Source organism: Streptomyces sp. 142MFCol3.1 (assembly GCF_000424945.1).
GTDB classification, from domain to species: Bacteria; Actinomycetota; Actinomycetes; order Streptomycetales; family Streptomycetaceae; genus Streptomyces; species Streptomyces siamensis.
This window is the reverse complement of the sequence record NZ_AUKV01000004.1, coordinates 142,418-168,386: the sequence shown is the minus strand read 5'-3', so window position 1 is coordinate 168,386 and position 25,969 is coordinate 142,418. Positions and strand designations below refer to the sequence as shown.

The 25,969-nt window shown below is 71.5% G+C and carries 25 protein-coding genes and 2 pseudogenes; 13 read left to right on the top strand and 14 right to left on the bottom strand.

Annotated features, from left to right (window positions below; translation table 11 throughout):
• Positions 1-65 precede the first annotated feature (65 nt).
• Together H305_RS0107190 and H305_RS0107185 are read left to right on the top strand one after the other, a co-directional pair.
• Positions 66-1,658: an FAD-binding oxidoreductase gene (locus H305_RS0107190; RefSeq protein WP_028799810.1), complete on the top strand. Its 1,593-nt coding sequence runs from the start codon at positions 66-68 to the stop codon at positions 1,656-1,658.
• An 81-nt stretch (positions 1,659-1,739) separates the two neighbouring features.
• Complete coding sequence (locus H305_RS0107185; protein WP_028799809.1) at positions 1,740-2,621, top strand: diacylglycerol kinase family protein; 882 nt, start codon at positions 1,740-1,742, stop codon at positions 2,619-2,621.
• A gap of 27 nt (positions 2,622-2,648) precedes the next feature.
• Here the strand turns inward: H305_RS0107185 and H305_RS44790 are convergent, their stop codons facing one another.
• The 5 genes and pseudogenes from H305_RS44790 to H305_RS0107155 all read right to left on the bottom strand — a co-directional run bounded on the left by H305_RS44790 (position 2,649) and on the right by H305_RS0107155 (position 6,683).
• A complete protein-coding gene (locus H305_RS44790; RefSeq protein WP_037762728.1) occupies positions 2,649-3,602 on the bottom strand; it encodes a L,D-transpeptidase in 954 nt (317 codons plus the stop codon).
• A 287-nt stretch (positions 3,603-3,889) separates the two neighbouring features.
• Positions 3,890-4,507: an ArsR/SmtB family transcription factor gene (locus H305_RS0107175; RefSeq protein WP_028799808.1), complete on the bottom strand. Its 618-nt coding sequence runs from the start codon at positions 4,505-4,507 to the stop codon at positions 3,890-3,892.
• A 224-nt stretch (positions 4,508-4,731) separates the two neighbouring features.
• A pseudogene (locus H305_RS50230) lies at positions 4,732-5,194 on the bottom strand (RNA polymerase subunit sigma-24); the annotation flags it as partial.
• An 87-nt stretch (positions 5,195-5,281) separates the two neighbouring features.
• A complete protein-coding gene (locus H305_RS0107160; protein WP_028799806.1) occupies positions 5,282-5,962 on the bottom strand; it encodes an alpha/beta fold hydrolase in 681 nt (226 codons plus the stop codon).
• A 259-nt stretch (positions 5,963-6,221) separates the two neighbouring features.
• Positions 6,222-6,683 (bottom strand): Lrp/AsnC family transcriptional regulator, encoded by a 462-nt coding sequence (locus H305_RS0107155; protein WP_028799805.1) that lies wholly within the window; start codon positions 6,681-6,683, stop codon positions 6,222-6,224.
• Positions 6,684-6,783: 100 nt separating this feature from the next.
• Between H305_RS0107155 and H305_RS0107150 the strand changes: the two genes are divergently transcribed.
• Positions 6,784-7,689: an SMP-30/gluconolactonase/LRE family protein gene (locus tag H305_RS0107150; protein WP_107439974.1), complete on the top strand. Its 906-nt coding sequence runs from the start codon at positions 6,784-6,786 to the stop codon at positions 7,687-7,689.
• Positions 7,690-7,919: 230 nt separating this feature from the next.
• Here H305_RS0107150 and H305_RS0107145 read toward each other — a convergent pair whose 3' ends face one another.
• The 3 genes from H305_RS0107145 to H305_RS0107135 all read right to left on the bottom strand — a co-directional run bounded on the left by H305_RS0107145 (position 7,920) and on the right by H305_RS0107135 (position 10,709).
• Positions 7,920-8,882 (bottom strand): hypothetical protein, encoded by a 963-nt coding sequence (locus tag H305_RS0107145; RefSeq protein WP_028799803.1) that lies wholly within the window; start codon positions 8,880-8,882, stop codon positions 7,920-7,922.
• Between the two features lies 1 nt (position 8,883).
• The gene (locus H305_RS0107140) at positions 8,884-9,492 is read right to left on the bottom strand and encodes a TetR family transcriptional regulator (protein ID WP_028799802.1); all 609 of its coding nucleotides are present in this window, start codon (positions 9,490-9,492) and stop codon (positions 8,884-8,886) included.
• A 341-nt stretch (positions 9,493-9,833) separates the two neighbouring features.
• Complete coding sequence (locus H305_RS0107135; protein ID WP_028799801.1) at positions 9,834-10,709, bottom strand: universal stress protein; 876 nt, start codon at positions 10,707-10,709, stop codon at positions 9,834-9,836.
• 555 nt (positions 10,710-11,264) lie between these two features.
• On the opposite strand from H305_RS0107135, the gene H305_RS0107130 reads away from it, so the two are divergent.
• Positions 11,265-11,942 (top strand): CBS domain-containing protein, encoded by a 678-nt coding sequence (locus H305_RS0107130; RefSeq protein ID WP_028799800.1) that lies wholly within the window; start codon positions 11,265-11,267, stop codon positions 11,940-11,942.
• Positions 11,943-12,362: 420 nt separating this feature from the next.
• Here H305_RS0107130 and H305_RS0107125 read toward each other — a convergent pair whose 3' ends face one another.
• The gene (locus tag H305_RS0107125) at positions 12,363-13,037 is read right to left on the bottom strand and encodes a helix-turn-helix domain-containing protein (RefSeq protein ID WP_028799799.1); all 675 of its coding nucleotides are present in this window, start codon (positions 13,035-13,037) and stop codon (positions 12,363-12,365) included.
• A 577-nt stretch (positions 13,038-13,614) separates the two neighbouring features.
• Between H305_RS0107125 and H305_RS44780 the strand changes: the two genes are divergently transcribed.
• The gene (locus H305_RS44780) at positions 13,615-14,256 is read left to right on the top strand and encodes a hypothetical protein (RefSeq protein WP_063611269.1); all 642 of its coding nucleotides are present in this window, start codon (positions 13,615-13,617) and stop codon (positions 14,254-14,256) included.
• Between the two features lie 31 nt (positions 14,257-14,287).
• Complete coding sequence (locus H305_RS0107115) at positions 14,288-14,656, top strand: VOC family protein (protein ID WP_028799798.1); 369 nt, start codon at positions 14,288-14,290, stop codon at positions 14,654-14,656.
• A gap of 148 nt (positions 14,657-14,804) precedes the next feature.
• Here the strand turns inward: H305_RS0107115 and H305_RS50225 are convergent.
• Positions 14,805-14,995 (bottom strand): annotated as a pseudogene (locus tag H305_RS50225) (DUF3710 domain-containing protein); the annotation flags it as partial.
• 223 nt (positions 14,996-15,218) lie between these two features.
• Here H305_RS50225 and H305_RS44775 point away from each other — a divergent pair.
• The 5 genes from H305_RS44775 to H305_RS0107080 all read left to right on the top strand — a co-directional run bounded on the left by H305_RS44775 (position 15,219) and on the right by H305_RS0107080 (position 20,462).
• Positions 15,219-17,819 (top strand): SpoIIE family protein phosphatase, encoded by a 2,601-nt coding sequence (locus H305_RS44775; RefSeq protein WP_037762725.1) that lies wholly within the window; start codon positions 15,219-15,221, stop codon positions 17,817-17,819.
• A 262-nt stretch (positions 17,820-18,081) separates the two neighbouring features.
• A complete protein-coding gene (locus H305_RS55700) occupies positions 18,082-18,204 on the top strand; it encodes a hypothetical protein (protein ID WP_267880783.1) in 123 nt (40 codons plus the stop codon).
• A 169-nt stretch (positions 18,205-18,373) separates the two neighbouring features.
• Complete coding sequence (locus H305_RS53940; RefSeq protein WP_199791355.1) at positions 18,374-18,547, top strand: hypothetical protein; 174 nt, start codon at positions 18,374-18,376, stop codon at positions 18,545-18,547.
• Between the two features lie 89 nt (positions 18,548-18,636).
• Entirely contained in the window at positions 18,637-19,878 is a 1,242-nt protein-coding gene (locus H305_RS0107085) for a phospholipase D-like domain-containing protein (RefSeq protein WP_028799797.1), read from the top strand.
• A gap of 143 nt (positions 19,879-20,021) precedes the next feature.
• Positions 20,022-20,462, top strand: a complete 441-nt coding sequence (locus H305_RS0107080) for an OsmC family protein (protein ID WP_028799796.1) — start codon at positions 20,022-20,024, stop codon at positions 20,460-20,462.
• Positions 20,463-20,626: 164 nt separating this feature from the next.
• Here H305_RS0107080 and H305_RS49250 read toward each other — a convergent pair whose 3' ends face one another.
• The gene (locus H305_RS49250; RefSeq protein ID WP_051370408.1) at positions 20,627-22,030 is read right to left on the bottom strand and encodes a matrixin family metalloprotease; all 1,404 of its coding nucleotides are present in this window, start codon (positions 22,028-22,030) and stop codon (positions 20,627-20,629) included.
• A gap of 518 nt (positions 22,031-22,548) precedes the next feature.
• Between H305_RS49250 and H305_RS0107070 the strand changes: the two genes are divergently transcribed.
• The gene (locus H305_RS0107070; protein WP_028799795.1) at positions 22,549-22,983 is read left to right on the top strand and encodes a phage tail protein; all 435 of its coding nucleotides are present in this window, start codon (positions 22,549-22,551) and stop codon (positions 22,981-22,983) included.
• A 215-nt stretch (positions 22,984-23,198) separates the two neighbouring features.
• On the opposite strand, the gene H305_RS0107065 is transcribed toward H305_RS0107070, so the two are convergent.
• The 3 genes from H305_RS0107065 to H305_RS55975 all read right to left on the bottom strand — a co-directional run bounded on the left by H305_RS0107065 (position 23,199) and on the right by H305_RS55975 (position 25,575).
• The gene (locus H305_RS0107065) at positions 23,199-24,032 is read right to left on the bottom strand and encodes a nucleotidyltransferase domain-containing protein (RefSeq protein ID WP_028799794.1); all 834 of its coding nucleotides are present in this window, start codon (positions 24,030-24,032) and stop codon (positions 23,199-23,201) included.
• Positions 24,033-24,356: 324 nt separating this feature from the next.
• Positions 24,357-25,094, bottom strand: coding sequence for a DUF4142 domain-containing protein (locus H305_RS0107060; RefSeq protein WP_028799793.1), 738 nt, complete (start codon positions 25,092-25,094; stop codon positions 24,357-24,359).
• A 391-nt stretch (positions 25,095-25,485) separates the two neighbouring features.
• Entirely contained in the window at positions 25,486-25,575 is a 90-nt protein-coding gene (locus H305_RS55975; RefSeq protein ID WP_324608088.1) for a hypothetical protein, read from the bottom strand.
• A gap of 60 nt (positions 25,576-25,635) precedes the next feature.
• On the opposite strand from H305_RS55975, the gene H305_RS0107050 reads away from it, so the two are divergent.
• The gene (locus H305_RS0107050; RefSeq protein WP_028799792.1) at positions 25,636-25,965 is read left to right on the top strand and encodes a hypothetical protein; all 330 of its coding nucleotides are present in this window, start codon (positions 25,636-25,638) and stop codon (positions 25,963-25,965) included.
• Positions 25,966-25,969: the final 4 nt, after the last annotated feature.

The window sequence follows — 25,969 nt, the reverse complement described above, 5'->3', positions numbered from 1 at the left end:
GTAACGCCCTGAGCGGCCGTGCGGGAGACGGCACGTCGCGAACCGACCGATGAGGACAACCGTTCATGGACATGCTGTGGAGTGGCTGGGGCGACCCCGCCAAGGCAGCCCCGCTGCCCGACTCGGTGACCGGACTGCTGCGGGACCTGCTCGGCGTCAAGCCGCGGGACGCCGACGCACGCGCGCTCGACGAGATCTCCGTCCCGGAGTCCTCGCTGGACCCCGCCACGATGAAGGCACTGGCGGACGCCGTCGGTGGCGAGGCCCACGTGCGCACCGACGCGGAGAGCCGGATCAGGCACACCCGCGGCAAGTCCACGCCCGATCTGCTGCGGATCCGCGCCGGTGACGTCGAGGACGCACCCGCCGCCGTGGTCCTGCCCGCCTCCCACGACGACGTCGTCGCCGTCCTGCGGGTGTGCGCCGAACACGGCCTCGCGCTCGTCCCGTTCGGCGGCGGCACCTCCGTCGTCGGCGGCCTGGCCCCCGAGCGACGCTCGTTCGTCGCACTCGACCTGCGCCGTATGAACGGCCTGCTCGACATCGACCCCGTCTCGCGCACCGCGACCCTGCAACCGGGGCTGCGCGCCCCCGACGCGGAGGCTCTCCTCGCCGAGTACGGGTTCACGCTCGGGCACTTCCCCCAGTCCTACGAGTGGGCCACGATCGGCGGATTCGCCGCGGCCCGCTCCAGCGGACAGGCCTCCGCCGGATACGGCCGCTTCGACGAGATGGTCCTCGGCCTGACCCTCGCCACGCCCGAGGGCACGCTCGACGTCGGCCGCGCGCCGCGCTCGGCGGCCGGCCCCGACCTCCGGCAGCTCATCCTCGGCTCCGAGGGCGCCTTCGGGGTGATCACCGCCGTCACGGTCCGGGTGCGCCCGGTGCCGCACACCCGCGTCTACGAAGGCTGGCGCTTCGCCTCCTTCGAAGAGGGCGCCACCGCCCTGCGCCGCCTCGCCCAGGACGGTCCGCGCCCCACGGTGCTGCGGCTGTCCGACGAGACCGAGACCTTCATCGGACTCGCCCAGCCCGACGCCATCGGTGCGGGCGAGGTCCCGTCGAGCGCGGGCTGCACGGCCATCGCCGGGTACGAGGGGACCGAGGAGGACACGACGTACCGCCGTGAGCGGGCCGCCGAGGTCCTGCGCGCCGCCGGAGGCACCTACCTGGGCGCCGAGCCCGGCGAACGCTGGGCCCACGGCCGCTATTCGGCGCCGTACCTCCGGGACTCCCTGCTCGACGCCGGCGCCTTCGCCGAGACGCTGGAGACCGCGACGTTCTGGTCCCGGATCCCGGAGCTGTATGCGGCCGTCCGCACCGCACTGACCGAGACCCTCACCGCCGCGGGAACCCCTCCCCTGGTCATGTGCCACATCTCGCACGTCTACGAGAACGGCGCCTCGCTGTACTTCACCGTGGTCTGCGCGCAGGGCGACGACGCCGTGGCCCACTGGGAGCCGGCCAAGAGGGCCGCGAACGAGTCCGTGCTGAACGCGGGCGGCACGATCACCCACCACCACGGCGTGGGCACCGACCACCGCGACTGGTACGTCCGCGAGGCCGGTCCGCTCGGCGTCGAGGCCCTGCGTGCCGTCAAACGGCGGCTCGACCCCGACGGCCTCCTCAGCCCCGGGATCCTGCTGCCCGTCGACTGACCGGGTCCCAGCGCCGTTCCCACACCGCAGCTCCGCCCGTCCCCCGCTTCGATCCACCCGTCACCGTCCGGAGGCACACCGATGCGACAGTTCACCGCGGTCGTCAATCCCACAGCGGGCGGCTCCACCGGGGCGGCGGCGCTGCTCCAGGTCGCCCGACTGCTGCGGGAGGGCGGAGCCGGGCTGGAGACCGAGTACAGCCGCAGCCTGTCGCACGCCCAGGACCTCGCGCGCCGCGCCGGGGAACAGGGACGGGTGGTGCTCGCCGTCGGCGGCGACGGGATGGCGGGCGGCATCGGCGGCGCCCTCAGCGGAACGGGCTCCGTCCTCGGCCTGGTGCCCGCGGGCCGCGGCAACGACTTCGCCCGCGCGCTCCGACTGCCCCCCGACGCCGCGGACCTGGCGCGCGTCCTGCTCGAGAACGAACCACGTCGGGTCGACACGATCGAGGTGGAGTCTGCCGTGCACCCGCGCACCGTGGTCCTGGGCAGCGTGTACGCGGGCGTCGACGCGCTCGCCAACCGGCACGCCAACCACGCGCGCGTACTGCGCGGGGCCGCCTCCTACTACGCCGGCGGCCTGCGCGCGGTCACGAGCTGGCGCCCGGCGTCCTACCGGGTCACCGTCGACGGACAGGAACACCTCCACCGCGGCTACACCGTCGTGGCCGCCAACTCGGCCTACTACGGCTCCGGGCGCATCATCGCCCCGGCCGCCCGGGTGGACGACGGCCTGCTGGACGTCGTCATGATCCGGGAGGCCCCGCGCCGGCTGTTCTTCGCCCTGATGAACGAGCTCAAGACCGGCAGCCACATCGACCGGCCCGAGGTGGAGATCCTGCGGGGCCGGGAGATCCGCATCGAGGCCGACCGGCCGGTTCCCTACGGGGCCGACGGCGAGGTCGAGGCCGTCCTCCCCGTCACGGCACGGGTGCGGCCGGGCGATCTGGCCGTCCTGGCCTGACCGCCACGCCGTCCGCGGTCCGCCGGCTCAGCCCGCTTGGACGGGGCCTGACGCACTCCCCGCCAGCCACTGCTCCCAGCTCAGGTTGAACGAGGCGTAGCCGTTGTCCGCCGGGGCCTTGGCGCGCGGCGAGCCGGTGACCGTGACCGGGTCGCCCTGCTTGACCTGGCCGTAGAACCACTTGGCGTCGGACATGGACAGGTGGACGCAGCCGTGCGATCCCCGGGCGCTGCCGCTGCCCGGGTTGGGGTCGCCGGTGGAGTAGTGGACGTACGTGCCGGACTGGGTGAGGTGGACGTCCCAGGGAAGCGTCAGGTCGTAGTAGTCGGGGCTGCCCTTGGTGCAGCTGATGCCGACGCTGCACGAGGTCATGTGGACCTTCTTCTGCTTGTCGATCACCGCCATGGTGCCGTTCCACGTGGGGTACTGGGTACTGCCCGCGTTGATCGACAGGGTGCGTACGGGCTTGCCGTTCTTCGTGACCTTCATGGTGTGGCCGGTGGCGGAGACGTCCGCCCGGACATCATCACCGACGGTGAAGTCGTGCACGTAGGAGTGCGTGCCGTAGCGGCCGTTGCCGTTGGTGACGCCCTTCAGGTCGGCGTCGATCCGCACCTTGGTACCCGCGGCCCAGTAGGACTTGGGCCGCCAGTCGGCGCGCCGGTCGCCGAACCAGTGCCACGCACCCGTCATCGGCTGGGAGGAGGTCACCTTCATGTGCTTCTCGATGTCGGCCCGCGCCTTCTGCGCCACCGGGTTGGTGAAGATCACCGAGATCGGCATCGCGACGCCGACCGTGCTGCCGGTCTGCGGTGTGATCGTCTCCAGCAGCATCGGCGGCCCGGCGGGCTTCGACGGGGACGGACTCGCGGTGGCGGTGGGCTTCCCGGACGTGCCCTTGCCACCACCGGAACTGGCCTTCGGCTTGCCCCCGCCACAGGCGCTGGTGCCCGCCAGCACTCCGGCCATGACGAGTGCCATCGCTATACCGCTACGTCGCTTCACGCTTACCCCGGCTCGTGATCGTACCGACCTCAACGTTCTGTTGGACAGTGAGCGCTTGCCCGCGGTTGCGGCTCCGAATGCAAAGCACGATTCAAGAATCGGCACGAGGGGGGAACGGACGTCGGGGCCGCACCCCCGAGCAAGGTCCCGCCGCGCACCGGCGGCGCCCGCACATCGCCGTCGCGGCCGGCCTCGGACCCGGTCCGCCGACGCAAGCGGATCGGGCCTACGCCCGCGCCGCGGCGGCGTTCACTCGCCGTGCGTCACGGCTTCGGCTCCCGCACGGGCAGCACATAGGCCATCACCACGACCGGTTCCGCACCGTCGGTGGCCTGCACGCCTTCCGAGGCCCGCGTGCCGTCAGGGGCCTGCGCACCGTTCCGCCGCTGATAGCGCTCCACGACCTCCGCCAGCTCCTGGCCCAGCCGCTGCGCCTCGGAAGCCGTCAACGTCAGCCCCCAGTCGCTGATGCTGAGGTTCGCCTGCCATTCCGCCGGCAGCGTCGGCAGGGTGGACAGGGCCTGCTGGATGCGCAGTTGGTGCGAGTTCACCACGGACTGGAGGTAGGCCAAGGTGGCCTCGGGCTCCTGCCGGGCCAGCTCCAGGTCGTCGAAGACCGTCCGGTCGTACACCGAACGCCACCAGCGCTCCCGGGCGTTGCCCCGCTCCGTGTCCTCCGCCACCAGCCCGGCCTCGGCCAGCCGGCGCAGGTGGTAGCTGGCGGATCCGGAGTTGATCCCCATCTCCCCCGCCAGCCGGGTGGCGGTGGACGTCCCGTCCCTGCGGAGCAGGGTGAGTATCTGCACCCGGTCGGGATGTGCCAGCGCTCGCAGACTCCTGGCGTCCAGGTTGATGTGATCGGGGGTTCGGCCCTGGGTCATGAGTCCACGTTAGATTGCGAAGAACTGTTCGCGAAGGGTTCTTCGCGAAGAAGTCGCTGCGAACGTTCGTGGCAGATGGGCGAGTTGATGCCCGAGGTGTTTCCCGGCGAGCCCTGCTTCCGGTGAGGCAGGGCCGGTCCGTGGAGGCCGGGCGCCTGCCTCCGTGCGGCAGGGCCCGACCCGTTCAAGGCCCGCGTCACCCCATGGGCGAGCGCCGGTCACGCTCAATCCGTGGGCAGGCGGGCCTCCCTCGCCTCTCGGACGACCGCCCAGGCGTCCGCGACCGGACCCACGTGCCCGAGCTTGTCCGGGTTGATGACGGAGCGGATGGCCTGGATCCGGCCGTCGAGCACGTCGAGCGCCAGGGTGTTTGAGGACATTGCCGTCCCGGTCCCGGACGACCGCGCCCGGCTGGCTGTTCACCTGGTGCTCCTCGACAGAGCCGCCGATCCGGATGAACGGCTCGGCGATCGCGGCGAGCATCTGGGACACGTTCCCGGCGCCGGTGACGGCCCGGCCCCATTGGGGTGCCTTGCCGCCGCTGTCGCCGATCATCTGGACGTCGGTGGCGAGGAGTTCGCGCAGCCCGTCGACGTCGCCTTCCCTGAAGGCCTCGAAGAAGCGCCCGGCGAGTTCCTCGCGCTCCTTGCGGTCCGCCTCGAACCGGGGCCGGCCCGCGTCCATGTGGTCTGTGACATGGGTGGGCGGTGATCCGCCTGCCCGAGGACGACGACGGCGCAGCGGCACGGCGTCGCCCCGGGACGGGAGGGACGGTCACGCCGAAGCGAGCAGGAGCCGCGTCAGCGCGTCCGGCGCGGTCACCATCGCGTCGTGCCCGCTCTCCAGCTCGGCGACTTCCCAGCCGAACTCGGCGGCGAGATCGCGGAACGGCATCCTCGACGGCGTACAGACGATGGCGCGGCAGGGCACCGCGTCGACACGGCCGGTGAGTCGCGCGGCTTCGGTGAACGTGAGCCGAGGGTGCGGCGTCAGCAGGGACTCCAGCCGGGCCACCTGGTCGGGAGCCGTGACTCCCACGGACCCCGGGGGCGGCACGGCCAGGACGTCCCCGTCGGCCAGCGAGGCCACCCAGGCACGGAACCTCTCGGACGCGCGGTCGAGCAGCGACTCCCCGTTGCCGCCCGCCCAGGCGTCGAGCATGATCAGCTCTTCCACGCGGTCCGGCACGCGGTCGGCTGCCTGCCGGACGACGAAGCCCGCATAGCTGTGTCCGACCAGCTTCACGTCCCACAGGTCCTCACCTTCGAGCACGCTCCGAACGTCCTCCGCGTGCGTGGCGAGGCCCGTGTCGGGGCTCCGCAGGTGTGCGAGCTCCCCGAGACCGGTCAGGGTCGGCGTGTGCACCGTGTGTCCGGCCGAGCGGAGGAGGTCCGCGACGTCACGCCAGCACCAGCCGCCGTGCCAGGCTCCGTGGACCAGGACGTAGGTGGCCATCGCGTTCTCTCCGTTCGTGAGGGGCGCGCGGTGCGCGGTGTTCGGTTCGGGCGCGCGGTGCGGAGGGCCGGTTGGGTCGGTCCTCGCGCGGGAGTGGAAGGCGGGCCGGAAGGCGTCCTGAACGCGCCACGTCGGCGGCCGCCGGTACCGGGGCGAGGGACCCGTCCCTCAGTACCGGTGCCGGGGCGAGGGCGCACCCCTCTCCCGGACCCGCGCTTCGGAACAACCCGGACGCGGGTCGTCCCCTCCATCGGCCGACTCAAGCCTCACCGCTCGGCGTTCCACCCAGCGGCCTCTCGAAGAACGTCTCCAGGACGATCGTCGCCTGGGTTCCGCTCACGCCCTCGATCGCGTACAACCGCCGCAGCACGTCCTGCAGTTGCTCCGTGGTCGACGTGCGCACCTTGACCAGCACCGACGCGCTGCCCGCGATGACGTGCGCCTCCTGGATCTCGGGCAGCGCCGCGAACGCCGCCGCCGACTCCCCCATCCAGGACTTCGAGTCGACCATGACGAAGGCCAGTACGCCCTGACCCACGGCGGCCGGATCGACGTCGATCGTGGTCCTGCGGATCACGCGGCGCTCGCGCAGCTTGCGGACGCGTTCGTGCGCCGCGGCCGGCGACAGCCCGACCGCCTGGCCCAGCGCCGCGTAGGACTGTGTGGCGTCCTTCTGGAGCAGGCCGAGCAGCTCACGGTCGATGTCATCTACACGCTTCATAGGTGGGCCGTAATCCATCTGGTAGAGGTGGTGTCGCGACGATCCAGATTCAGTACGAGCTTACAGGGGTGGAATCTTGTCCGGTCAGCCTTCGAATTCTGTGTATGAGATTCTGGACGAGCGCTTCCTCACGGGACGCTGCGCCTTCGGCGACGACCGGCTGGAGACGCTGTACGACGACTGCCGCTGGGCCGAAGGGCCGGTGTACCTCCCCGCCTGGCGGCAGTTGATCTGGAGCGACATCCCCAACGACCGCATGCTGCGCTGGGACGAGGAGACGGGGACCATCGGCACGTTCCGCTCCCCCGCCGGCCACAGCAACGGCAACACCCTCGACCGCGAAGGCCGGCTGATCAGCTGCGAGCAGGGCAATCGCCGCGTCACCCGCACCGAACACGACGGCACCGTCACCGTGCTGGCCGACCGGTTCGAGGGCAAGCGGCTGAACAGCCCCAATGACGCCGTGGTGCACTCCGGCGGAACCATCTGGTTCTCCGACCCCGACTTCGGGATCACCTCCGACTACGAAGGGCACCGGGCGGAGAGCGAGATCGGCGCCTGTCACGTCTACCGCATCGACCCTGCCGACGGCCACGTCGCCCTGGCCGCCGACGGTTTCGGCGGACCCAACGGCCTGGTCCTCTCCCTCGACGAGCAGCAGCTCTACGTCTCCGACACCCGCGCCGGTCACATCCGGGTCTTCGACGTACGGGACGACGGCTCCCTCTCGGACGGCAAGGTCTTCGCCGAAGCCACCGACGGCGACAGCCGGTTCGACAACATCCGCTTCGACGACCAGGGCCGTCTGTGGGCCGCCGCCATGAACGGCGGAGTGCACTGCTACGACCCCGACGGCACACTCATCGGCCGCCTGCGCGTCCCCGAAGCCGTCTCCAACATCGCCTTCGGCGGAAGGAAGAACAACCGGATGTTCATCACCGCCACGACGTCCTTGTACTCCCTGGTGATGTCCGTGACGGGCGCACCTCGCATACGCCGACGCTGAAGCCGGGCGCCGGCCGGACTCGACGGCACCGTGCCGGGCACCGCCCGCTCCCGGGCCACGCGGCGATCGCCGGAGCGGGGTGGACGCGACGGTTCGTGCACACCTCCGGGAGACCGGCACAGGGCCGACGCCGCGGCGACGGGGGTTCGGGGTCGCCCCGGATGAGACCTCGACGGCCCCGCACGGCCACGCCACCGGCCTGCTCCCGCTGTCCGGGCCGGCGCTCCCGGTCAGTGCGACTCGGAGCGCTCGTGCGGGAGTTGGTGCCGGGCGGCCATGGCGTGGAAGACCTTCTTCGGCTCCCAGTGGGTGTCGTCGAGCACGCGTACGACGCCGTAGGAGGCGAGGTCGCGGTCGCGGGGCTTGTCGTAGTTGGCGAACGAGAACCACAGCGCGGTGTCCACGCCCTCTTCCTCGAAGACGTCGAGCAGTTCGGTGAGGTAGCGCACCTGCTCGTCCTCGTCGGGGACCGCTCCCCGCGGCGGTTGCCAGGCCATGCCGCCGAGGTCTCCCGCGCCGAGGTAGGCGCAGGTGCCGTACTCGGTGACGGCGAGCGGCTTGCCGTGGGAGAGGGCCTCGCGCAGGTGGGCGCGAAAGGTGTCGGCGTTCTCGGCGGACCGGTAGGCGTCGATGCCCACCAGGTCGAACGGTTCCCAGTCGACGGGCTCCCAGGGGCCCGAGGCGTACGTGATCCTGCCGCCGAAGTGCGCGCGGACCGTCGCCGCGGCTCGGGCGAGGAAGGCGTTGAGCCTTTCGGGGACCGCGTCGAGGGACAGCCACCACTGCATGTCGGCGGTGGCCATGGCGTGCAGGCGATCGAGATGGGTGTCTCCCGGAAGGAAGCCGTGCGCGAAGGCGCTGAGCTCGCAGCCGGTGACGATCACGACCTGTGCGCCGTCCTGGCGCAGTGCCTCGGCGCGCCGCGCGCAGTCGGCGAGGAACGCCAGGACGTCGTCGGGGGAAAGGTCCACGGGGAACGGCGAGAACCACACTTCGAGCCCGGCGTCCGCGGCGTACCGGGCGGCGATGTCCAGTCGGTCGCCGTCTCGGCCGGAGACGCGCACGGCGTCGCAGTGCAGCTCACCCGCGATCACCGCCATCTCGCGGCGAACCGCCTCGGAGTCGAAGCTCTTCCGGGTGAGCCGGTCTCCCAAAAACGTCCCGGTGTCGTAGTTGATGCCGCGTGCGCGCACGTCAGGGGCCTTTCACATGGTCGAGTCCGTGTTCCAGCAGGTCGAAGGCCAGCTCGACGTCCTGGGCCAGAGCACGGCCGGTGGCCTCGGGGGACGCGCCGTCCAGCAGTCGCCGGAAGTACGCCTCCTGGAGGGTGATCAGGGACGCCGCGATCTGGGCCGCCATGAGCGCCGCCGCAGTGTCGCCGTACTCGTCGGCCAGGACCTGCGCCAGCGCTCGGCGCTGCTGGTACAGCAGTCCGTTCGCCGCGTTCTGCAGTGCCGGGCTCTCCTGGACGACGCGCACACGGGCGATCAGCGCTTGCATGTCCGATTCCGGAACCCGTCCGGCTGCGAGCGCGCGGTGATGGGCGCGCAGCGCCTCCAGGAACGTCTGACCGGCCGGCCGACGGGCGACGATCCCGGCCAGGTCGTCGCCGCCCACGCCCTGCAGGGCGAGCGATTCCTTGGTCGGGAAGTACGCGAAGAGCGTCGCCTTGGCCACTTCCGCGGCCTCGGCGATCTCGTTGACGGTCACAGCGTCGAATCCGCGCTCGATGAACAGCCGCATGGCCACCGCGGCGATGCGTCGCCTGGTCTGTTCCTTCTTGCGCTCACGAAGCCCTGTCACACGACGACTTTAACCATACCCGGTTCAAAAACAAACTTGGTCTGGATTTCTAGGAGGCGTCGCGGTGTGCCCCGCGCCTGTCGGACGGCAGGCGGGGAGGCGTCACGGTGCCCCCGCCCGGCCGGTCGCAGATCGCGCCCGGCCGACGTGGCAGCGGTCATTTCCATCCGCACGCGTACGCGGCGACCCAGGTGACGTCGAGCTCCGCACTGCTGGGTTCGACCCCATCGAGCAGAGTCTCAGGGAATCGCTCCGCACACAGCGCGCTCGAAGGGCCGCGCGCGGCCCCCGGCAACCGGACGGCCATATCTGCTCCCCTCGCGGACCAACACCGCAAACGATCACACCGGCTGCGGCACGATCGCCACCGGGCAGTACGCGTGGTGGAGCAGGGTGTGGCTCACCCGGCCGAGTTGGAGACCGAAGTGGCCCGCCCTCCGGCGCGCGCCGACGATCACCAGATCGGCGGCGGCCGAACGCCGCACGAGGATCCGGCGGGCCGGCCCTTCGACCGTCGCACCGCGCACCCGGACGCCGGGGTGGTCGGCCGCGGCGTTGTGCAGCACGGTGTGGAGCAGGGCCGCGGCCCGCTCCTGGTGGAGGCACGCGGAAGCGTCGTCCGGCTCGGGCGGCCCGGTGACGTCGTGCACGGGGCGGCGCCAGGCCCGCACCACGTCGAGGACGCACCCGCGGGTCTCGGCCTCGCGGAACGCGAACCGCACGGCCTCGCCGCTGGTGACGGGATCCCCGGCACCGAGCAGGATCCGCTCGTGGCCGCCGGCCAGACCGGTGCTGTCGCCGCGAACCACGATCACCGGGCAGTGGGCACGGGACGCCACGGCCAGCCCGACCGAACCGAGCAGCAGCCCCGGCAGCCCGCCCCGTCCACGCGATCCCGTGACCAGGGCGGAGGCGTTGTCGCCTTCTCGCAGGAGGGTTTCCACCGCGTCCTCGGGGATCACGTCGGTGAACACCTTCACGTCCGGGTCGCGTCGCGTGGCGCGCTCCGCCGCGGAGGCCACGATGTGCTCGGCCAGCACGCGCCCGGAAGGGCGGTCCAGGTCGCTCGACGGAAGGGCTCCCTCGTAGCGCTCCCAGAGCGAGGCGTGCACCAGTCGCAGCGAGAGTCCGTGACGAGCGGCTTCGTCCACCGCCCAGTCGACCGCCTGGAGGCTCGAGTCCGAACCGTCGACGCCCACGACCAGGGGAGGTGTCATCATCGTCCCCACCGCCTTTCGTCGGACTGCCGCGTCGGCAGTACGGGGCTTCAACCCCTCACCGTGCCAGCCACGGCCCTCCGGTACGAGGGGCACGTCGGCTCTCGTCGGGGACGTTCGGCCCAGGCGGGGAGCCCGGATGCCGGGCGGGCCCTGGTGGCCGGGCCCATACCGTGGTGTCCTGTAGGTGACGGGGAGGACCCGACCGAGACGCGGGGAAGCGGCCGACAGCCGTGCACCGCGCAATCAGGATCCGCGAGAAGCGGATGGCGTCCTTCCCGTCCTGTCATGTCGCCCTCTCTGCGGCGCCCTCCCGAGGGACGGCCGCGCGGAGACCCACCGGGGCCGAACGCCCCCGTGCCAGGTCCGAGCGGCCCGTGGCGGACGGCTCCGTCGGCGCCCACGCTGGAATCGAGGACTCCACGGCAAGGACGGCCGCGGGACCGCCGCACCGGACCGGAACAGGTTCGCCCCTGTTCGGCACACCGGGCGCGCGGGACCGAAGAGTCGTCGGCCCTGCTGTCGACCGCACTTCGACCTTCCGAGGAGGAGATCATGCACGGCAGCCCGCACATCGTGAGCGACGTGATGACACCCACCGTCGTCGCGGTGGGCCGCGACGCGCCCTTCAAAGACATCGTCACGCTGATGGAGCAGTGGAAGGTCAGCGCCCTGCCCGTACTGGAAGGCGAGGGGCGGGTGATCGGAGTCGTCTCCGAGGCCGACCTGCTGCCCAAGGAGGAGTTCCGGGACAGCGACCCCGAGCGGTTCACCCGGCAACGCAGGCTGGCGGACCTGGCCAAGGCGAGCGGGCTCACGGCCCGGGATCTGATGAGCACCCCGGCCGTGACCGTGCACGCCGACGCGGCCCTGGCGGAGGCGGCGCGCATCATGGCGCAGCGCAAGATCAAGCGACTTCCCGTCGTCAACGACGTCGGCCTCCTCGAAGGAATCGTCAGCCGCGCGGACCTGCTCAAGGTGTTCCTGCGCGAGGACGAGGATCTCGCCGAGGAAGTGCGCCACGAGGTGATCGACCGGCTGTTCCCCCTGTCCGCCGACCACATACAGGTGGAGGCCTCCGAAGGTGTCGTCACCCTCACCGGCTGGGTGGAGAGCACCGGGCTGGTCCCCGTGGCGGAACGCCTGGCCCGCGCCGTGGAGGGTGTCGTCGACGTCCGCTGCCACCTCGCCCAGGCCTCCGCGCGGTCCGAGGAGTGGTCCGAGCGGCGGTGACGGGGGCTTGGCTTAGCGGCCCGCGCGCGGGAACCGGTCGGGGTCGGGCCGGTCGACCGCAGGGCGCCGTCGGACACGTACGGACGGGAGCGGCGCCGTGGTACGCATACGAGCGCTCGTGCGTAGGACGCGATCGTATGCGTAGGGGCGGGGCGACACCTGCGTGAGCGACGCCTTCTCCGGGTAGCGACGGAGCGACAGGGTACGAACGGAGCGACACCGCGGGGGAACGGCGCCGCTCCTGACTCCACTCTCCTCCCGTCCGGGCCGCGGCGCATGTGCCGATGGTCCCGTGCCCGGGGCCGGTCGGCTTCGGTCCCGGACCTCCGGCTTCGGACGTACGGCTTCGGTTCCGGACGTACTGCCGACGCGCGACGCTCGCGGCGTACGACGCCGGCCCGTACCGACGGGCGTTCTCGGTCAGACCGTGACCCGGCGGCCGGTCACGGTGTGAAGGTCGATGCGCACCCACAGCTCACGCCGGCCGCCGGCCCACGGCTCGCTGCGTGCCAGGCCGGCGAGCCGACGCGCCTCCTCCTCGTCCGTCACGGCCTGCCCGTGCCCGCGCACGAGAACGCTCCAGCCCTCGCTGAACGCGTCGTCGATGCGGTCGACCTCGAAGGCCACCTCGGAGCCCGCGGCCAGGGCCGGCGTGGTGCCGGGAGAGGTGCGGAAGACGATCGCGTCGTCGACGACGCCATAGTTGACGGGTACGACGGCGGGGCCCGTGGCCGTGAGCACCGCGACCCTCCCCACGCCGTGGTCCGACAGCAGGGTCCGGCACTCGGAGGGGCTCAGTTCGGTGACGTCGGGGCTCCGTCCGGCCTGTCCCGGGCCGGGCGGCCGGTCGCTGTCGCATCCGGTGAGGTGGGGCATCGTGGTGTGCAGTGCTTCGGCGAGCCTGAGCAGGGTGCCCGTGCCGGGCGCGGCTCCCGGCTTCTCCTCCAGGTAGCGCAGATAGTTGGGCGCGACGCCGGCTCGCGCGGCCGCCTCCTCGCATGTCAGGCCGAGTTCGGCCCGGCGTGCGACCAGCCGTCGGCCGAGATCGCCGAGCGGTGGCGCCTCCACCGTGTTCGTCCGTACCTGTTCGGTCATGACTCGCCACGTCCTCTCGTCATGCCTCGCGCCACGGGACTCACCTCGTCGGCGACCGGCGCCGACCGGCGTCTCTCCCGGAGCCGGGATCGCCCCGCGGCTCCAGCCTCTCCGAGAAGGAAGGAGACCGCTTGGGCCGTCCGGCCCCCATCGGCGGCCCAAGGGGCCATGGCAGCGGGCCGACGGCAGGCCCGCCGTGAAGCCGTCCGCCGCCGACGCCCCCGGCACGGCGCGGGCGCGCGGAGGGTTCCGTGAGCCACGACGAGGCTCGCGCGACGCCCTGGCTCGGGGAGGGGGCCACCGACGAGGGGCACGCCTGTGCGGGCTGCGGGCGGGAGCGGACCGTTCTGCGTCGTGCCTGCCGATGTCCCCGCCGGAGGCGACGCGCCAACATCCACCGCATGCAGTCGAGTTGGGCAGGTCGGAGCAATTGGCCGCACCTACTGAGACGGCCCCGCGTGGTGGCCCGGACGGCGGCTCCCCCATCCGGGCGCCATGCTCCCCTCGCCCGGCATGGCTTCGGGACCTGCGACGCCGCACGGCGGAAGCTGATGCCTCCCGCCTGCAGGAGAGGCCCGTGAACGACCACATCCCGCAAGGACCCCGTCCGCCGGCCTCCACCGACGCGGGCGCCGACGCCGGCAGTCAGGCCGGGGTCATCGGCATCGGGCTCGCGGCCGTGCTGACGTTCGCTCTCGCGCAGGGTTCATGGCAGTGGTTCGCGACGTTCATCGGGGTGACGCTCCTCTCGGTGATCTTCGCTTTTCAGCGTCGACCGCCGTGGACGTCCGACCTGCGGTCCGCGTACATGCGCGGTCTGATCGCGTACGCCCTGGTCGTCGGCCTGTGCGTGGCGATCGCGCTGGCCCCCATGATGCAGCGCTGGGCCTGGGTGTTCCCGATGCCGGGCACCCGCATCGACTGCACTTGGCTGGGCAGGTACGAGGCCGTCCGTTCCCGGGCCACACTGGCGGGCCTGACCGGTCTCGACCGCACCGCCGCGGCGTACGCGGCGGAGTCCAAGAGCCGTGAGGCCATCGCCGGCTGCCTGTCGGCGACGACGACCCTGTGGCTCCCGTTGTACGGGGCCGGGGCGGCCGTACTGGTGGGTGTGAGCGCGTGGTTCCGCGACCGGGCGCGTGCGCGCAAGGAGTCCCGGCCGGAGCCCTCCCCTGCGGAGCCGGTGCATGCGGGAGCGCCGCAGGACGGCGCGAGGTAGCCGCCGGCTCCCCACGGGGTAGGAGGAGGGCGTGCTGACGATCGGATCCGTAGTGCTGGGTGTGTCGAACGTGCCGCGTGCGGCGGCGTTCTGGACGGAGGCGCTGGGCTACGTCCCGCGCGAGGAGATGGAGGACGACTGGGTGGTCCTCGTGCCGGCCGACGGGACAGGCGCCCAGCTCTCGCTGGGGGTCAGCGAGACACCCGTGCAGGAGCATCCCCGGATCCATCTGGACCTGTACGCGGGAGACGCCGCCGATCAGGCCGCGGAGGTCGAGCGCTTGGTCTCCCTCGGCGCCCGCCGGATCGACTGGGACCGCTATCCTCCGGACGCCGACTTCGTGGTCCTGGCCGATCCCGACGGGAACCGCTTCTGCGTCATCGACACACACCACGGCTGACCGCAGGCCGGTCGGAAGCGACATCCCGTCCGAGAAAGGACGTTGTCACCCGTGACGCAGGTTGGCCCAGCCGTCGCGCCGCGGGTCGGCATCCGCCACGCGCACGGTTCAGTAGGCATCCGCCGGGCACACGCGATCAGTCCGCAGGACCCTGCGAGACCATCTGGGCGTCGTTCGGCAGCTTCAGGACGGTGGGGTGGCGGGGGCCATCGGACCCTCGCCGCGGACGACGGCCGTGTCCCGGAAGATCTGTTCCAGCAGACCCGCGGCCTGCGGCTGCACCACGCCCTGGCCGGAGATCGGTCCGCGCAGGAACCAGCGTGGACCGTCCAGGCCGACGCCCCCCGGACCGTCCAGGCCGACGCCCCCCGCTGAGCAAGCGCTTGATGCGCTCGCTGTGCGTGACGCGAAGTGCGCAGCGCACGACTCGGAGAGCGAATTCAACCAATTGGTGTAGAAGGGTTGTATGGGACGAAAGCATGCTGGGCTTCCGGTGATACGAGATCGTCTCTCGTCGCCATGGGGCGGAGGCTGGCTGGCCAACCGCAGCGTCGCAGGTCAGGTGTTCGCACTGCAATGTGTGATCATCGTGCTGCTCGTGACGGGAGGCGCGGTGGCGCTGGTCTGGCAGACCCGCACCGCGAACCTCCACCGGGCGGAAGACCGGTCCATGGCCAGTGCCGTCGCCGTCGCCCAGCTGCCGGACACCGCGAAGGGGCTGCTGTCGTCGGACCCGACCTCGGCTCTCCAGCCCGTGGCCGAGCGTACGAGGCAATCCATGAGGGTCGACTTCATCGCGGTGCTGGACACGGCCGGCATCAGGCACACGGATTCCGTGCCCGACCTGATCGGTCAGCGGGCGGCGGGCAATTTCGGCCGAGCGCTTCAGGGCCTGTCCTACACGGAGCACTTCGACGGAGCGCCGCAGGACGCCGTACGTGCGGTCGTACCGGTGCGGGGGCAGGACGACGAAGTGGTGGGGATCGTCACCGCCGGCGTGGAGGTCACGACCGTCTCGGCGACGTTGAACCACGAACTGCCGCTCCTGCTGGCCGGGGCGGCGGGAGCCTTCCTCCTGGCCACGGCCGCGGCGGGCGGGGTGGGCAGACGACTGAGCCGACAGACGGGCGGGCTCGGCCCGGTCGAGGTGACACGCATGTACGAGCACCACGACGCTGTCCTGCACACGGTGCGCGAAGGCGTACTCGTCACCGACCGCGATCGACGCCTGGTCCTCGCCAATGACGAGGCCAGACGGCTCCTGGCCCTCCCCGAAGGCATGGAGGGCCGTCACATCGACGAACTCGGTCTCGAACACGGCATCCGGAACCTGCTCGCCTCGGACCTCGAAGCCGTCGACGAGGTACATCCGGCGGGCGGGCGACTGCTGAGCGTCAACCACCGTCACACGAACCGTGACGGCGGACCCCCCGGAGCCGTCACCACGTTTCGGGACGCCACCGAACTGCGCGCCCTGGCCGGCAGGGTCGAGGCCACGTCCCGACGGCTGGAGATGATCTACGACGCCAGTGCCCGGATCGGGAACACCCTCGACGTGACGCGTACCGCCGAGGAACTGACCGAGGTCGCCGTGCCACGCTTCGCGGACGTGGTCAGTGTCGACCTGCTCGACCCGGTCGTCGCCGGTGAGGAGCCCCCCGCGGGCGTCCCCCGTGTCCTGCGGCGCGCCGCCCTCCGAGGCGTGACACAGCAGCAGGCCCTGCACCCGGTCGGTTCCGAGGTGCCGGTCGACCCCACCGCACTCCAGACGCAGGGGCTGCGCGACGGCGAGGCGGTCCTCGTGCCCGATCTGACCGCCGCCTCGGGCTGGCGGGGCACGAACCCCGTCTTCGCCGAACGCGTGCTGGGAGCCGGGCTCGGCTCGTTGATCACCGTGCCCATGCGCGCCCGCGGCACCGTGCTGGGCATCGCCAGTTTCTGGCGGCGCGGGGAGTTCCATCACGACGACGTCAGCTCCGCCGAGGAACTGGTCGCGCGAGCGGCGGTGTGCGTCGACAACGCCCGCCGGTACACGCGCGAACACGCACTGGCCATCGCGTTGCAGCGCAGCCTGCTGCCGACCGAACTGCCCGAGCAGAACGCCGTGCGCGCGGCGTACCGGTATCTGCCCGCCGAGGCGGGGGTGGGCGGAGACTGGTTCGACGTCATCGCGCTGCCCGGCGCCCGCGTCGCCCTCGTCGTCGGCGACGTGGTCGGCCATGGTCTCCAGGCCGCTGCCACCATGGGGCGGCTGCGCACCGCCGTCCACAACTTCGCCGCGCTGGATCTGCCTCCCGACGAGCTGATCACATACCTGGACGAGCTGGTCACCCGTCTCGACCAGGACGGTCCGACGGCCTCCGAGACCGCACCCGTCACCGGCGCCACCATGCTGTACGCCGTCTACGACCCCGCCACGGGCCGCTGCCACATGGCGTGCGCGGGACATCCGCCGCCGGCCCGGGTCCGTCCCGACGGCACGGTGGACCTGGTGCCCGTCCCTCCCAATCTCCCGCTCGGACTGGGCAATTCGCCCTTCGAAACGTACGCCGCCGACCTGACCGGCGGAACCCGCCTGGTCCTCTACACCGACGGCCTCGTCGAAAGCCGCGAGCACGCCATCGACACCGGTCTGGACCGGCTCACCGCGGTCCTCGCCGGCACCGGCCGAAGCTGTGATCAGATGTGCACCGATGTGATCGACGCGCTCCTGCCTTCACCCCAGCGCGACGACATCGCGCTGCTGGTGGCCGAGACCCGCCGGCTCGCACCGGACCGTGTCGCGCAGTGGGACATCACCGACGACCCCGCGGCCGTCGCGCCCGCCCGCGCCGCCTGCGTGCGGCAGATGACCGCGTGGGACATCGGCGACGACCTGTTCGCCGCGGAACTCATCCTCAGCGAACTGATCACCAACGCCATCCGCTACGGCGACCCGCCGATCACCGTGCGCCTCCTGTACGACCGCTATCTGACCTACGAGGTCTCCGACACCAGCCACAACGCACCGCATCTGCGGCACGCGGCCACGCTCGACGAGGGCGGCCGGGGCCTGTTCCTCATCGCCCAGCTCGCCGATCGCTGGGGAACCCGCTACACACCCGACGGCAAGACCGTCTGGGCGGAGCAGTTGCTCACCGCGGAGCGCCATCCCTCACCGTGAGGTCCACGGGAGGCCGGTCGAGCACCCGGCGAGGGCTGCCCCGCCCCTGGTCCGTGCGCGGCCGGCCGCCCGGCGACACGGCCTCGCCCGAGCGCATCGCCGACAGGACACAGTTCGCGGTCGCCGTCGCCGTCGCCGAGTTGGTCATCGCCCTCCATCGGTGCGACACGGCGGGCGGCCCTCGACGCCGTATGGCGCGGGACCCGTGTGTGGTTGCACGGCGACGTGTCGCCAGTGGCAATCCGCTGGTCGCCGAGGGGCCTTGTGGAAGGCCCTGCTGGTCCTGACCGAGTGCGCCGATCCCCACGACGCACGGATCGCGCCCAATGTGCGGGTGATCGACGGCGTACCGGCCGACCACGCGTACTCCGAACGGCACAGGTGACGCCGGCACGCGTCGGACGCGTTCCGTCGAACGGCCTCCGGGGCGAACGTGCGCCCCGTACGGGGCTGCTCGACTCGTGACCCGGTCCGCCGAGTCGGGTTGTGTCGATCGGCTGCTTGGGGGCATTCGGACTTCACTCGTTCTTCACACACTCGAATCGGAGGTCCCCATGCTCGCGATAGGTGCGGCGGTCCTGTTCTTCATCTCGTTCCTCATCAACGCCGCAGACATCTCCACGAACGACACGTTCACGTCGACGAACATCATGCTCATCGGGCTCACGGTGCTCGCGCTGCACCTGGCCGGCGTCGGCACCGGCTGGTCCTCCCGCCGCCGACGCTGACCGACGTCGCCGACGCGCCCGCCGGTTCGTGCCGGACCGGGTGACGCCGGCGTCCCGTTTCCTCCGACGAGTGCCGGCCAGGAGAGGCGATGCCCACCACAGCCACGACCAACACGGACGAGCTCACGGACACACCCTCTCCCGAGCCGGGCGCACACACCGCCCCGGACGACTTCGAGGAGCGCGCCGCGCGGATACGAAGGCGACTGGAGCGGCTGATCGGCATCGCCGCGACCGAGGGCAACGCGCTGCGCCCCTTGCGCAACGGCGACGAGATCTTCGCGGCCATGCTCGACCGCATTCGTTCCGCCGAGCACACCCTGGACATGATGACCTTCGTGTACTGGAAGGGCGACATCGCCCGGGAGTTCGCGATGGCCCTCGCGGAACGGGCCGAGGCGGGCCTGCGGGTGCGCCTGCTGCTGGACGGCTTCGGCAGCAGGCTCATCGACGAGGACCTGCTGGATGCCATGCGGCGAGCCGGCGTTCAGGTCGCGTGGTTCCGCAAGCCCTTGTACCTCTCGCCCCTGAAGCAGAACCACCGCTGCCACCGCAAGGTCCTCGTCGTCGACGAGCAGGTGGCCTTCACCGGCGGCGTCGGGATCGCCGAGGAGTGGTGCGGTGACGCCCGCAACGAGAACGAGTGGCGTGACACCCATGTCGAGGTGCGGGGCCCCGCGGTGGACGGTCTCGCAGCGGCCTTCGCACAGAACTGGGCCGAATGCCACGACGAACTCTTCGACGAGCGCGACCGGTTCGTCGAGCACCGTCCGCACGGTGACGCCGTGGTGCAGGTGGTGCGCGGCTCGGCCAGCTTCGGCTGGCAGGACATGCAGACCTTGATCCGCGTGATGCTCCAGTCCGCGGAGGAGCGCTTCCGGCTGACCACCGCCTACTTCTCGCCGGACGCCTACTTCGTCGAACTGCTCTGCGCCGCCGCGCGACGCGGGGTGGAGGTGGAGATCGTGCTGCCCGGGCCCCACACCGACAAGCGGGTGTGCCAGTTGGCCGGTCAGAACTTCTACGCCGACCTCACCGACAGCGGGGTGAAGATCTACCACTACCAGCCGACGATGATGCACACCAAGGCCATCACCGTCGACCGCACCGCGGCGCTGATCGGATCGACCAACTTCAACCGCCGCTCCTTCGACCACGACGAAGAGGTCATGCTCGCCGTCCTGGACCGGGAGTTCACGGCCACCCTCGACGCGCAGTTCGATGAGGACCGGGAGGCCAGCGAGCTGATCCGCGCCGACCGGTGGAAGCGGCGCTCGCTCGTGCAGCGGGCCCGTGAGGCGTCCGTCGTGCCCATCCGCCGCTTCCTGTGATCCACCACCCGGGTGGACCGGCGTCGGCCGGTCCACCCGGCACGACCTCGGGGCCGACCCGCCGCACTCCCGACCACCCGGCACGACGTCGAGGCCGACCCGGGTCGCACCGGTCGGCCCGGCGCGACATTAGTGTCGTCGGCATGACCGACAACACCCTGCGCTCAGTCGCCGTCGAGCGCACCAGCACCGGCCACTACACGGCGACGAACGCCCGCGGCGGCACGATCAGCTTCGGCACCGGCTCCGATGCGCAGAGCGACACCGAATTCACCCCGGTCGAGCTGCTGCTCGCCGCGCTCGGAGGCTGTACGGCGGCGGATGTCGATGTCGCCACCAGCCGCCACGCGGAACCCGACCGGTTCGACGTCACCGTGACCGGCCACAAGATCACCGACGAGCTGGGCAACCGGATGACCGACCTGCACGTCACCTTCTCGGTCGCGTTCCCGGACGGCGAGCCCGGCGACCGGGCGCGCGCCATCCTGCCCCGTGCCGTGAAGACCTCCCACGAACGGCTCTGCACGGTCAGCCGCACGATCGAGACGGGCACGCCGGTCACCACGACGGTGACGGACGTCTGACCTGCCGCCGACCGGGCCTCCCCGCGCCGGACGGCCGAAAGCTGCACGGTTGGCCGTGGTGTCCGGCGGCGGCGCCGTCCTCCCCCGCGACCCGCTTCCCACGGATGCCGCGTGCCACCGGCACGCGGCACCCCGGCGGCCTCGACGGCGCCGCAGGCGGTAGGTCACCACCAACTGACCACCGCGTTCTGGTACTCCGGCGAGGCGACGAAGCCGGTCTCCGCGTCCTGATGGTTCAGCCCGGCCTTCAGACGACCCGTCCACCCGTCCCAGCCGGCCTGCTCCGGCTCGCGGCGCAGATAGTTCCGGTACAGGCCGCGGGTGTACGCGCGGCAGTACTCGTCGCTCAGCACAAAGGCACGGGCGACCTCGTAGCGGGACATGCCGTCCTTCATCATGTCCTTCCAGTACCGGTAGCCGCCCGCGTCCGGCGGACGACGCAGCAGGCGCCGGTACAGCGAATCGATGAAGGCGTCGTCCGCCGGGTACTTGCCGCGGTACTCGACGCTGTCCAGGAAGGCGACGATCGCGGACTGCCGGCCCAGACCGCCGGCCAGCTGCGTACGCCAGTGGTCGAGGCCGGCCGGCTCCGGCGCCCGGTCGAGGAGGGTGAAGTACAGGTCGGTGGCGATGCGGCCGGAGTTCTCCAGCGAGTAGAGGAACCCGCGAGCCACTTGCTCAGGGCTGCTGTTGGAGAACAGCTTGCGCACCCAGAAGTCCAGGCCTCCGTCGTCGAACCGTCGGCCGAGTACGTCGCGGTACAGGGAGGCGGCCCAGATGTGGCGCCGGTAGATCTGCCGCACACCCTCGCGGTCGTCCGTGGCCGGGGTGCTCGGCACCGGGTAGAAGGGGTTCATCGTGGAGTTCGGCACCGAGGTGTGGTTCAGGCCGAGCGAGTGACCGAACTCGTGGACGGCGACGTTGAACAGGTCGAAGCCGCCGGGACGGACGCCGTCCTGCCACTGCTCGTCCTCGTCGAAGTGCGCGTCGCCCGCGAGACTTCCGCCGTTGGGCGGCAGGAAGAACGCGTGGGCCAGGATGTTGCCGCGACCGTCGAACGGGGAGCCGTCGCCGTGGCTGCCCCGGGCGAAGCGGATCTCGATGTCGGGCGCGCCGGTGGTCTCCTGGAACACGAGGGGGACGACGGCCGCCCAGCGCTCCCAGGCGCCACGGATGAGTGCCCGCTGCCGGTCCTGGTCGAAGTCCGGGCTCAGGTTGTTGATCCGGTACGTGATCACCGCGTGGTCCCACACGGTGCCGAAGGCGACGAACTCGGCGACGCTCGTGAGGGACTTCCCGCTGCGCGGATCCTCGACGCCCTGCCGGTCGGGGAAGCCGCACCGGGGCCGCGCGAAGACCGTGCGGGTGGCCTCGTCGACGTCTCCTGTGGTCGGAAGCAGCGCCATCGCCTGGCAGGCCCGTACCGCGGCCCGCCCGCTGTCACTCTGCAGCGGGACGTCCTCGGGCAGGTAGCCGAAGGCGCGCAGGTAGTTCTCGGCGAGTTTGGCGTCACTCGCGGACGCACCTACGGGTGAGCTGTTCGGGTCTGGTCCGCTCCGTGCGGTCACAGCACTCCTCAGGACGGTCCGGGCAAGGGCCCGGAAGCTGGTGGACGGCGAGACCGGCCGGCGCTGGGGAGGCTGGAGCGGCGAGGCCGGTGCTCGTCAGCCCGCGGGTGCTGGGATGTTCCGCCCGGCCGGGGACGCCGTCCATGGCAGCCGCGAGAAAGGCGCCCCTCCGCTTGGGGCCGGCGCGGCTGGTGAGCCGGACGGGCACGGCGACCTGCGGAAAGGGGAGTTGGGGCGACGAGCCCGAGTGAGTCCCGGATACGCAGTCTGGCGGCGCGCGTTCACCTGACGGTGACGCAGGCGTGCGGGCTACCACCTCTGACACGGCCTCCCCCGGTGGTCCGAGGCGCACGCCTGCCGGCGCATCCATGGGTGCGTCCGCAGCCGGACGGGCGACCGCGGGACCACTCGGGCGGTGCCGCCGACCCGCCGCAACATCACACAGCGCTACGCAGCATCACATAGCACTACGCAATGACTACTATCAGTAGCCACAATGGTCGTGGAAGGAAGTCGCGATGAACCTCGGAGATCTGCCGACGAACCACAGATTCGTCATCGAACTGGGCCGGTTCCCAGTGGAGACGGTGCAGCGCGTGACGGGTGTCGACTGCGACCAGGACGTCCCCGCGGACAGGTGCGCGACACCGGCGAAGGCCGGCGTGGCGCGCGAGCGGACGGAGCCGCCCCACGGCGAAGTGACCGTCGTCCGGGGCTCGGACAAGAGCCCCGCGTTCACCGACTGGGTCGACAGGACACTCGTCGACCAGTCTCTCGGATCGGCGCGGCAGGACGTCACGCTCGTCGAGCTGGACGCCGACAATAACCCCGTCCGACGCATCACATTGTCCAACGCCTGGGCTGCGCAGTGGACCACTCCGTCGTTCCAGTCGGGTGGCGGTCCGGCGATGGAGCAGGTGACGATCGCGTTCGAGCGGGCGAGCGTGGAGTAGCGCCGCCCTGCTCCTCGCCCGGGCTCCGTGGTCCGGGAGCGCGCCCGGGTCTCGTCGGCCGTCATCGGTCGAACGCTCACGCCGACCGGCCACTCCGGCCGGACGCCCATGTCGACCGGTCGGTCACCGTCGCGGCGGCCGGTCGCCGGTACGGAACCCGGACTGCCCTGCGGGCTTCGGCGCCTTCCTCGCCCCCACGGGCGTCGCGCGGTGGATCACGGAGAAGGGCACGGGCCTCCGGACGTGCGGTCGGCCACCTCGGCGGCCAGCGCCTCGGCCGCGTCGAGCGTCCCGGAGAGGGCGTGCGCATCCGTGCCCAGGGCGGCAAACAGCCCGTGCGCACGCGCTGTGAAGTCCGCGGGGGCGGCCGGGAGTTCACCTGCGGCCCGGACCGCGTCCTTCTCGTTGAGCACCCAGTGGCCCGCGTGCGCGTGCAGGGCGTGCACCAACACCCCGACCGCGCGGAAGAGACACCCCGCGACGTAGAAGACGTCGCCGCGGGCCGCTCCCTTGCGGGCGTTCTCCAGGATGAACGGCGCCTCCCATACGGCGGGGGCGATCAGCGCCGCGCGCAGCGGCTCCGGGTAGCGGCGGGTCTCGCCCTGCAGGGTGCGCAGTTCACCGGCCGGGTCCGCGAGGACGCGGCCGAGGGCCAACTCGCCGACGTAGGCGTGGGAGTAGACGCCCAGTGGGTGGCCGGGCTGAATGCCCACCTCGACCTGCCCCTGCCGGCACTGGCCCCAGATCCGCCGCACCCGGTCCAGGTCACGGTAGATCCAGTCGACACGATGGCCGTCCACGGTCAGCCATGCGCCGCCGTCCACCCACGGCCCCCAGCCGCCCGGCTCGGTCACGTCGACCGTTTCGCCGGTCAGCTCGGACGCGAGGCGGCGCAGGGTCCCGGTGTCCAGGGGTGGCCGGTAGTAGAGGCCCAGGTCGTAGTCGGAGTCAGGGTGGTGTGTCCCCCTCGCCCGGCTGCCGCCCAGGGCCACCCCGACGACACCTCCGACACCGGCCAGCCGGTCGGCGATCTCCCGCAGACGTTCCACTCCCCGGAGTGTGCCGAATCGCGGCACCGGCCGCGACCCGATTACGCGCGCGCTGTTCCGCACGCATCCGCGGGGGATGCGCGAAGCCGCGGACGGCCCGGCCCTCCGGCACCGGGCGCCGCGGGACGACTGCACATCACCGGCGACTCGATGGGCGGGAAGCACTCGGGGTGGGGGTGATGAGGTCCAGGTGAATGAGACGAGACGGCGGCCGGGGCGTCGGCCGGGTCGGCCGACGCCGGCGGAGGCCGGGGTGATCTGCCCGGACTCGTGCACCAGCGGTTCACGGCGCCCTCGTCAGGGCCGGATCGCGGGGCCGCCGCGTCACCGGACCGTCGGACTGGGCGCCGGGGAGCGCGTGTTGATGTTCAGGTCGGGCCGGGGGGTGAGGACGACGACGGGTGAGCCGGGCTGCGGCGGGGGCGGCGTGACCTGGCTGGCGGGCAGCTTCGGCGGCGTGGACTGCTGGAAGTTGACCTGGTCGAAGTTGACCATGCCGGTCTTCTCCAGCACGGTGATGTGGTCGAGGACCGTGTCGTTGGCCAGGTCGGCGAGCTCGCGCACCAGGCTGTTCTGCGTGCTGGCACGGATCTTGGCGATGGCCGGGAAGATCTGACCGTGGGTGACACGCATGATGTTGGCGGCCGTCGTGTCGAACTGCTTGCCGGACTGGGCCGCCGAGGTCTGCACGAACTGCTGCTGCTGAGGCGTCGCCTGGTTGGGCAGAGTGATGTTCAGTTCAGGTGCGATCTTGCGGCACAGGGCGTCGAGCCCGGCATGCCCGACGATGAGATGCTTGCCCGCTTCCCTCATCTCCGGTGTCGAACCCTTCTTCAGGGCGATCTCCCCGAGGGGGTACTCCCACAGGCCGGCCGAGCGCACCTTGACGACGAAGTCGCGGTCGGCCTCGGTGAGCGGGCCGTAGCGGGTGTTGGCGATGACCCGGGTCTGCGAGGTCGTCGTGTTCTGCACCCCCAGCATGGCGGGGTAGGCAAGTGCCGAGACGGTAAGACCCAGCGCACCGACGATGAACACGGTTCCGGCTTTGCGGGGCAAGGGCACGGGGCCTCCAGGCGTGAGCGACTCGTATGCCAGGAGATACGGACGCATCGGCCGCCCTGATCATCACGTCGGGTAAAACTTGCACCCGTCACGGCGTGACGTACGTCACATCGACTCCGCGTCTGTCGGTGCACATGCCCTGGCCGGGGCTCGCGCACCACCCCGAGATCGGCAAGTGGGCGTGCTGCACGGGCAATCACGCGTCTGCCGGCCGGTTTCCCGGAGCCCGTTCGGGGGGAGGCTGATGCGATCCCGGTATTTGTACGACCGCCTCGGTTCCCACGGCGCCTGCGGAGCGCAGCTCGACGCCTCCCCCGGGCCGCCCCACGGCCTGCGAGACGATCACGAGTCCGAGGCCGTTGCCCGGCACGCCTCGTGCGGTCGGTGACCGTCAGAAGCGGTCGAAGACGTGCGGGAGTTCGTCGGGAGGGACACCCGGTCCCTCGTCCCGCACCGTGAGCCGGCCGGACCCGAGCGACAAGCTGATGGCGCCGGACGTTTTTCAGTGGTCACTCCCTTGAACTCTCTCTACGCTGAGGCCATGGCTCATGCGAGGACCTCGTACGTCTGCCTTCCGTGCCGGGCGTCGTACAAGCAGCCCTACGACCGGTTGCGACCGCGGCTCTGCCCGCGCTGCGCCGGGCCGTTGATCCATGCCGGGTCGGCGTTCGCCGCTCCCCGGCGGCGCGACACCGCCGCGTGGCGCACGCTCACGGTTCTGCTGAACGCGGGCGTCGGCTTCCACAAGAGCTGCTGCTGCGGGCCCGGTTACCGGCCCCGGACGCTCCGCGAGGTTCGCGCGCGGCTGAAGTACGCCGAACGCACCGGCGAGCCCGCTTCCAGGGCACTCGTGCGGTACGAACTGCCGTGACCGT

Bases quoted from the DNA above. Each gene is read 5' to 3' on its own strand.
- H305_RS0107190 (WP_028799810.1), top strand. From the start codon at position 66: ATGGACATGCTGTGGAGTGGCTGGGGCGACCCCGCCAAGGCAGCCCCG.
- H305_RS0107185 (WP_028799809.1), top strand. From the start codon at position 1,740: ATGCGACAGTTCACCGCGGTCGTCAATCCCACAGCGGGCGGCTCCACC.
- H305_RS44790 (WP_037762728.1), bottom strand. From the start codon at position 3,602: ATGGCACTCGTCATGGCCGGAGTGCTGGCGGGCACCAGCGCCTGTGGC.
- H305_RS0107175 (WP_028799808.1), bottom strand. From the start codon at position 4,507: ATGACCCAGGGCCGAACCCCCGATCACATCAACCTGGACGCCAGGAGT.
- H305_RS0107160 (WP_028799806.1), bottom strand. From the start codon at position 5,962: ATGGCCACCTACGTCCTGGTCCACGGAGCCTGGCACGGCGGCTGGTGC.
- H305_RS0107155 (WP_028799805.1), bottom strand. From the start codon at position 6,683: ATGAAGCGTGTAGATGACATCGACCGTGAGCTGCTCGGCCTGCTCCAG.
- H305_RS0107135 (WP_028799801.1), bottom strand. From the start codon at position 10,709: ATGACACCTCCCCTGGTCGTGGGCGTCGACGGTTCGGACTCGAGCCTC.
- H305_RS0107130 (WP_028799800.1), top strand. From the start codon at position 11,265: ATGCACGGCAGCCCGCACATCGTGAGCGACGTGATGACACCCACCGTC.
- H305_RS0107125 (WP_028799799.1), bottom strand. From the start codon at position 13,037: ATGACCGAACAGGTACGGACGAACACGGTGGAGGCGCCACCGCTCGGC.
- H305_RS53940 (WP_199791355.1), top strand. From the start codon at position 18,374: ATGCTCGCGATAGGTGCGGCGGTCCTGTTCTTCATCTCGTTCCTCATC.
- H305_RS0107085 (WP_028799797.1), top strand. From the start codon at position 18,637: ATGCCCACCACAGCCACGACCAACACGGACGAGCTCACGGACACACCC.
- H305_RS0107080 (WP_028799796.1), top strand. From the start codon at position 20,022: ATGACCGACAACACCCTGCGCTCAGTCGCCGTCGAGCGCACCAGCACC.
- H305_RS0107070 (WP_028799795.1), top strand. From the start codon at position 22,549: ATGAACCTCGGAGATCTGCCGACGAACCACAGATTCGTCATCGAACTG.
- H305_RS0107050 (WP_028799792.1), top strand. From the start codon at position 25,636: ATGGCTCATGCGAGGACCTCGTACGTCTGCCTTCCGTGCCGGGCGTCG.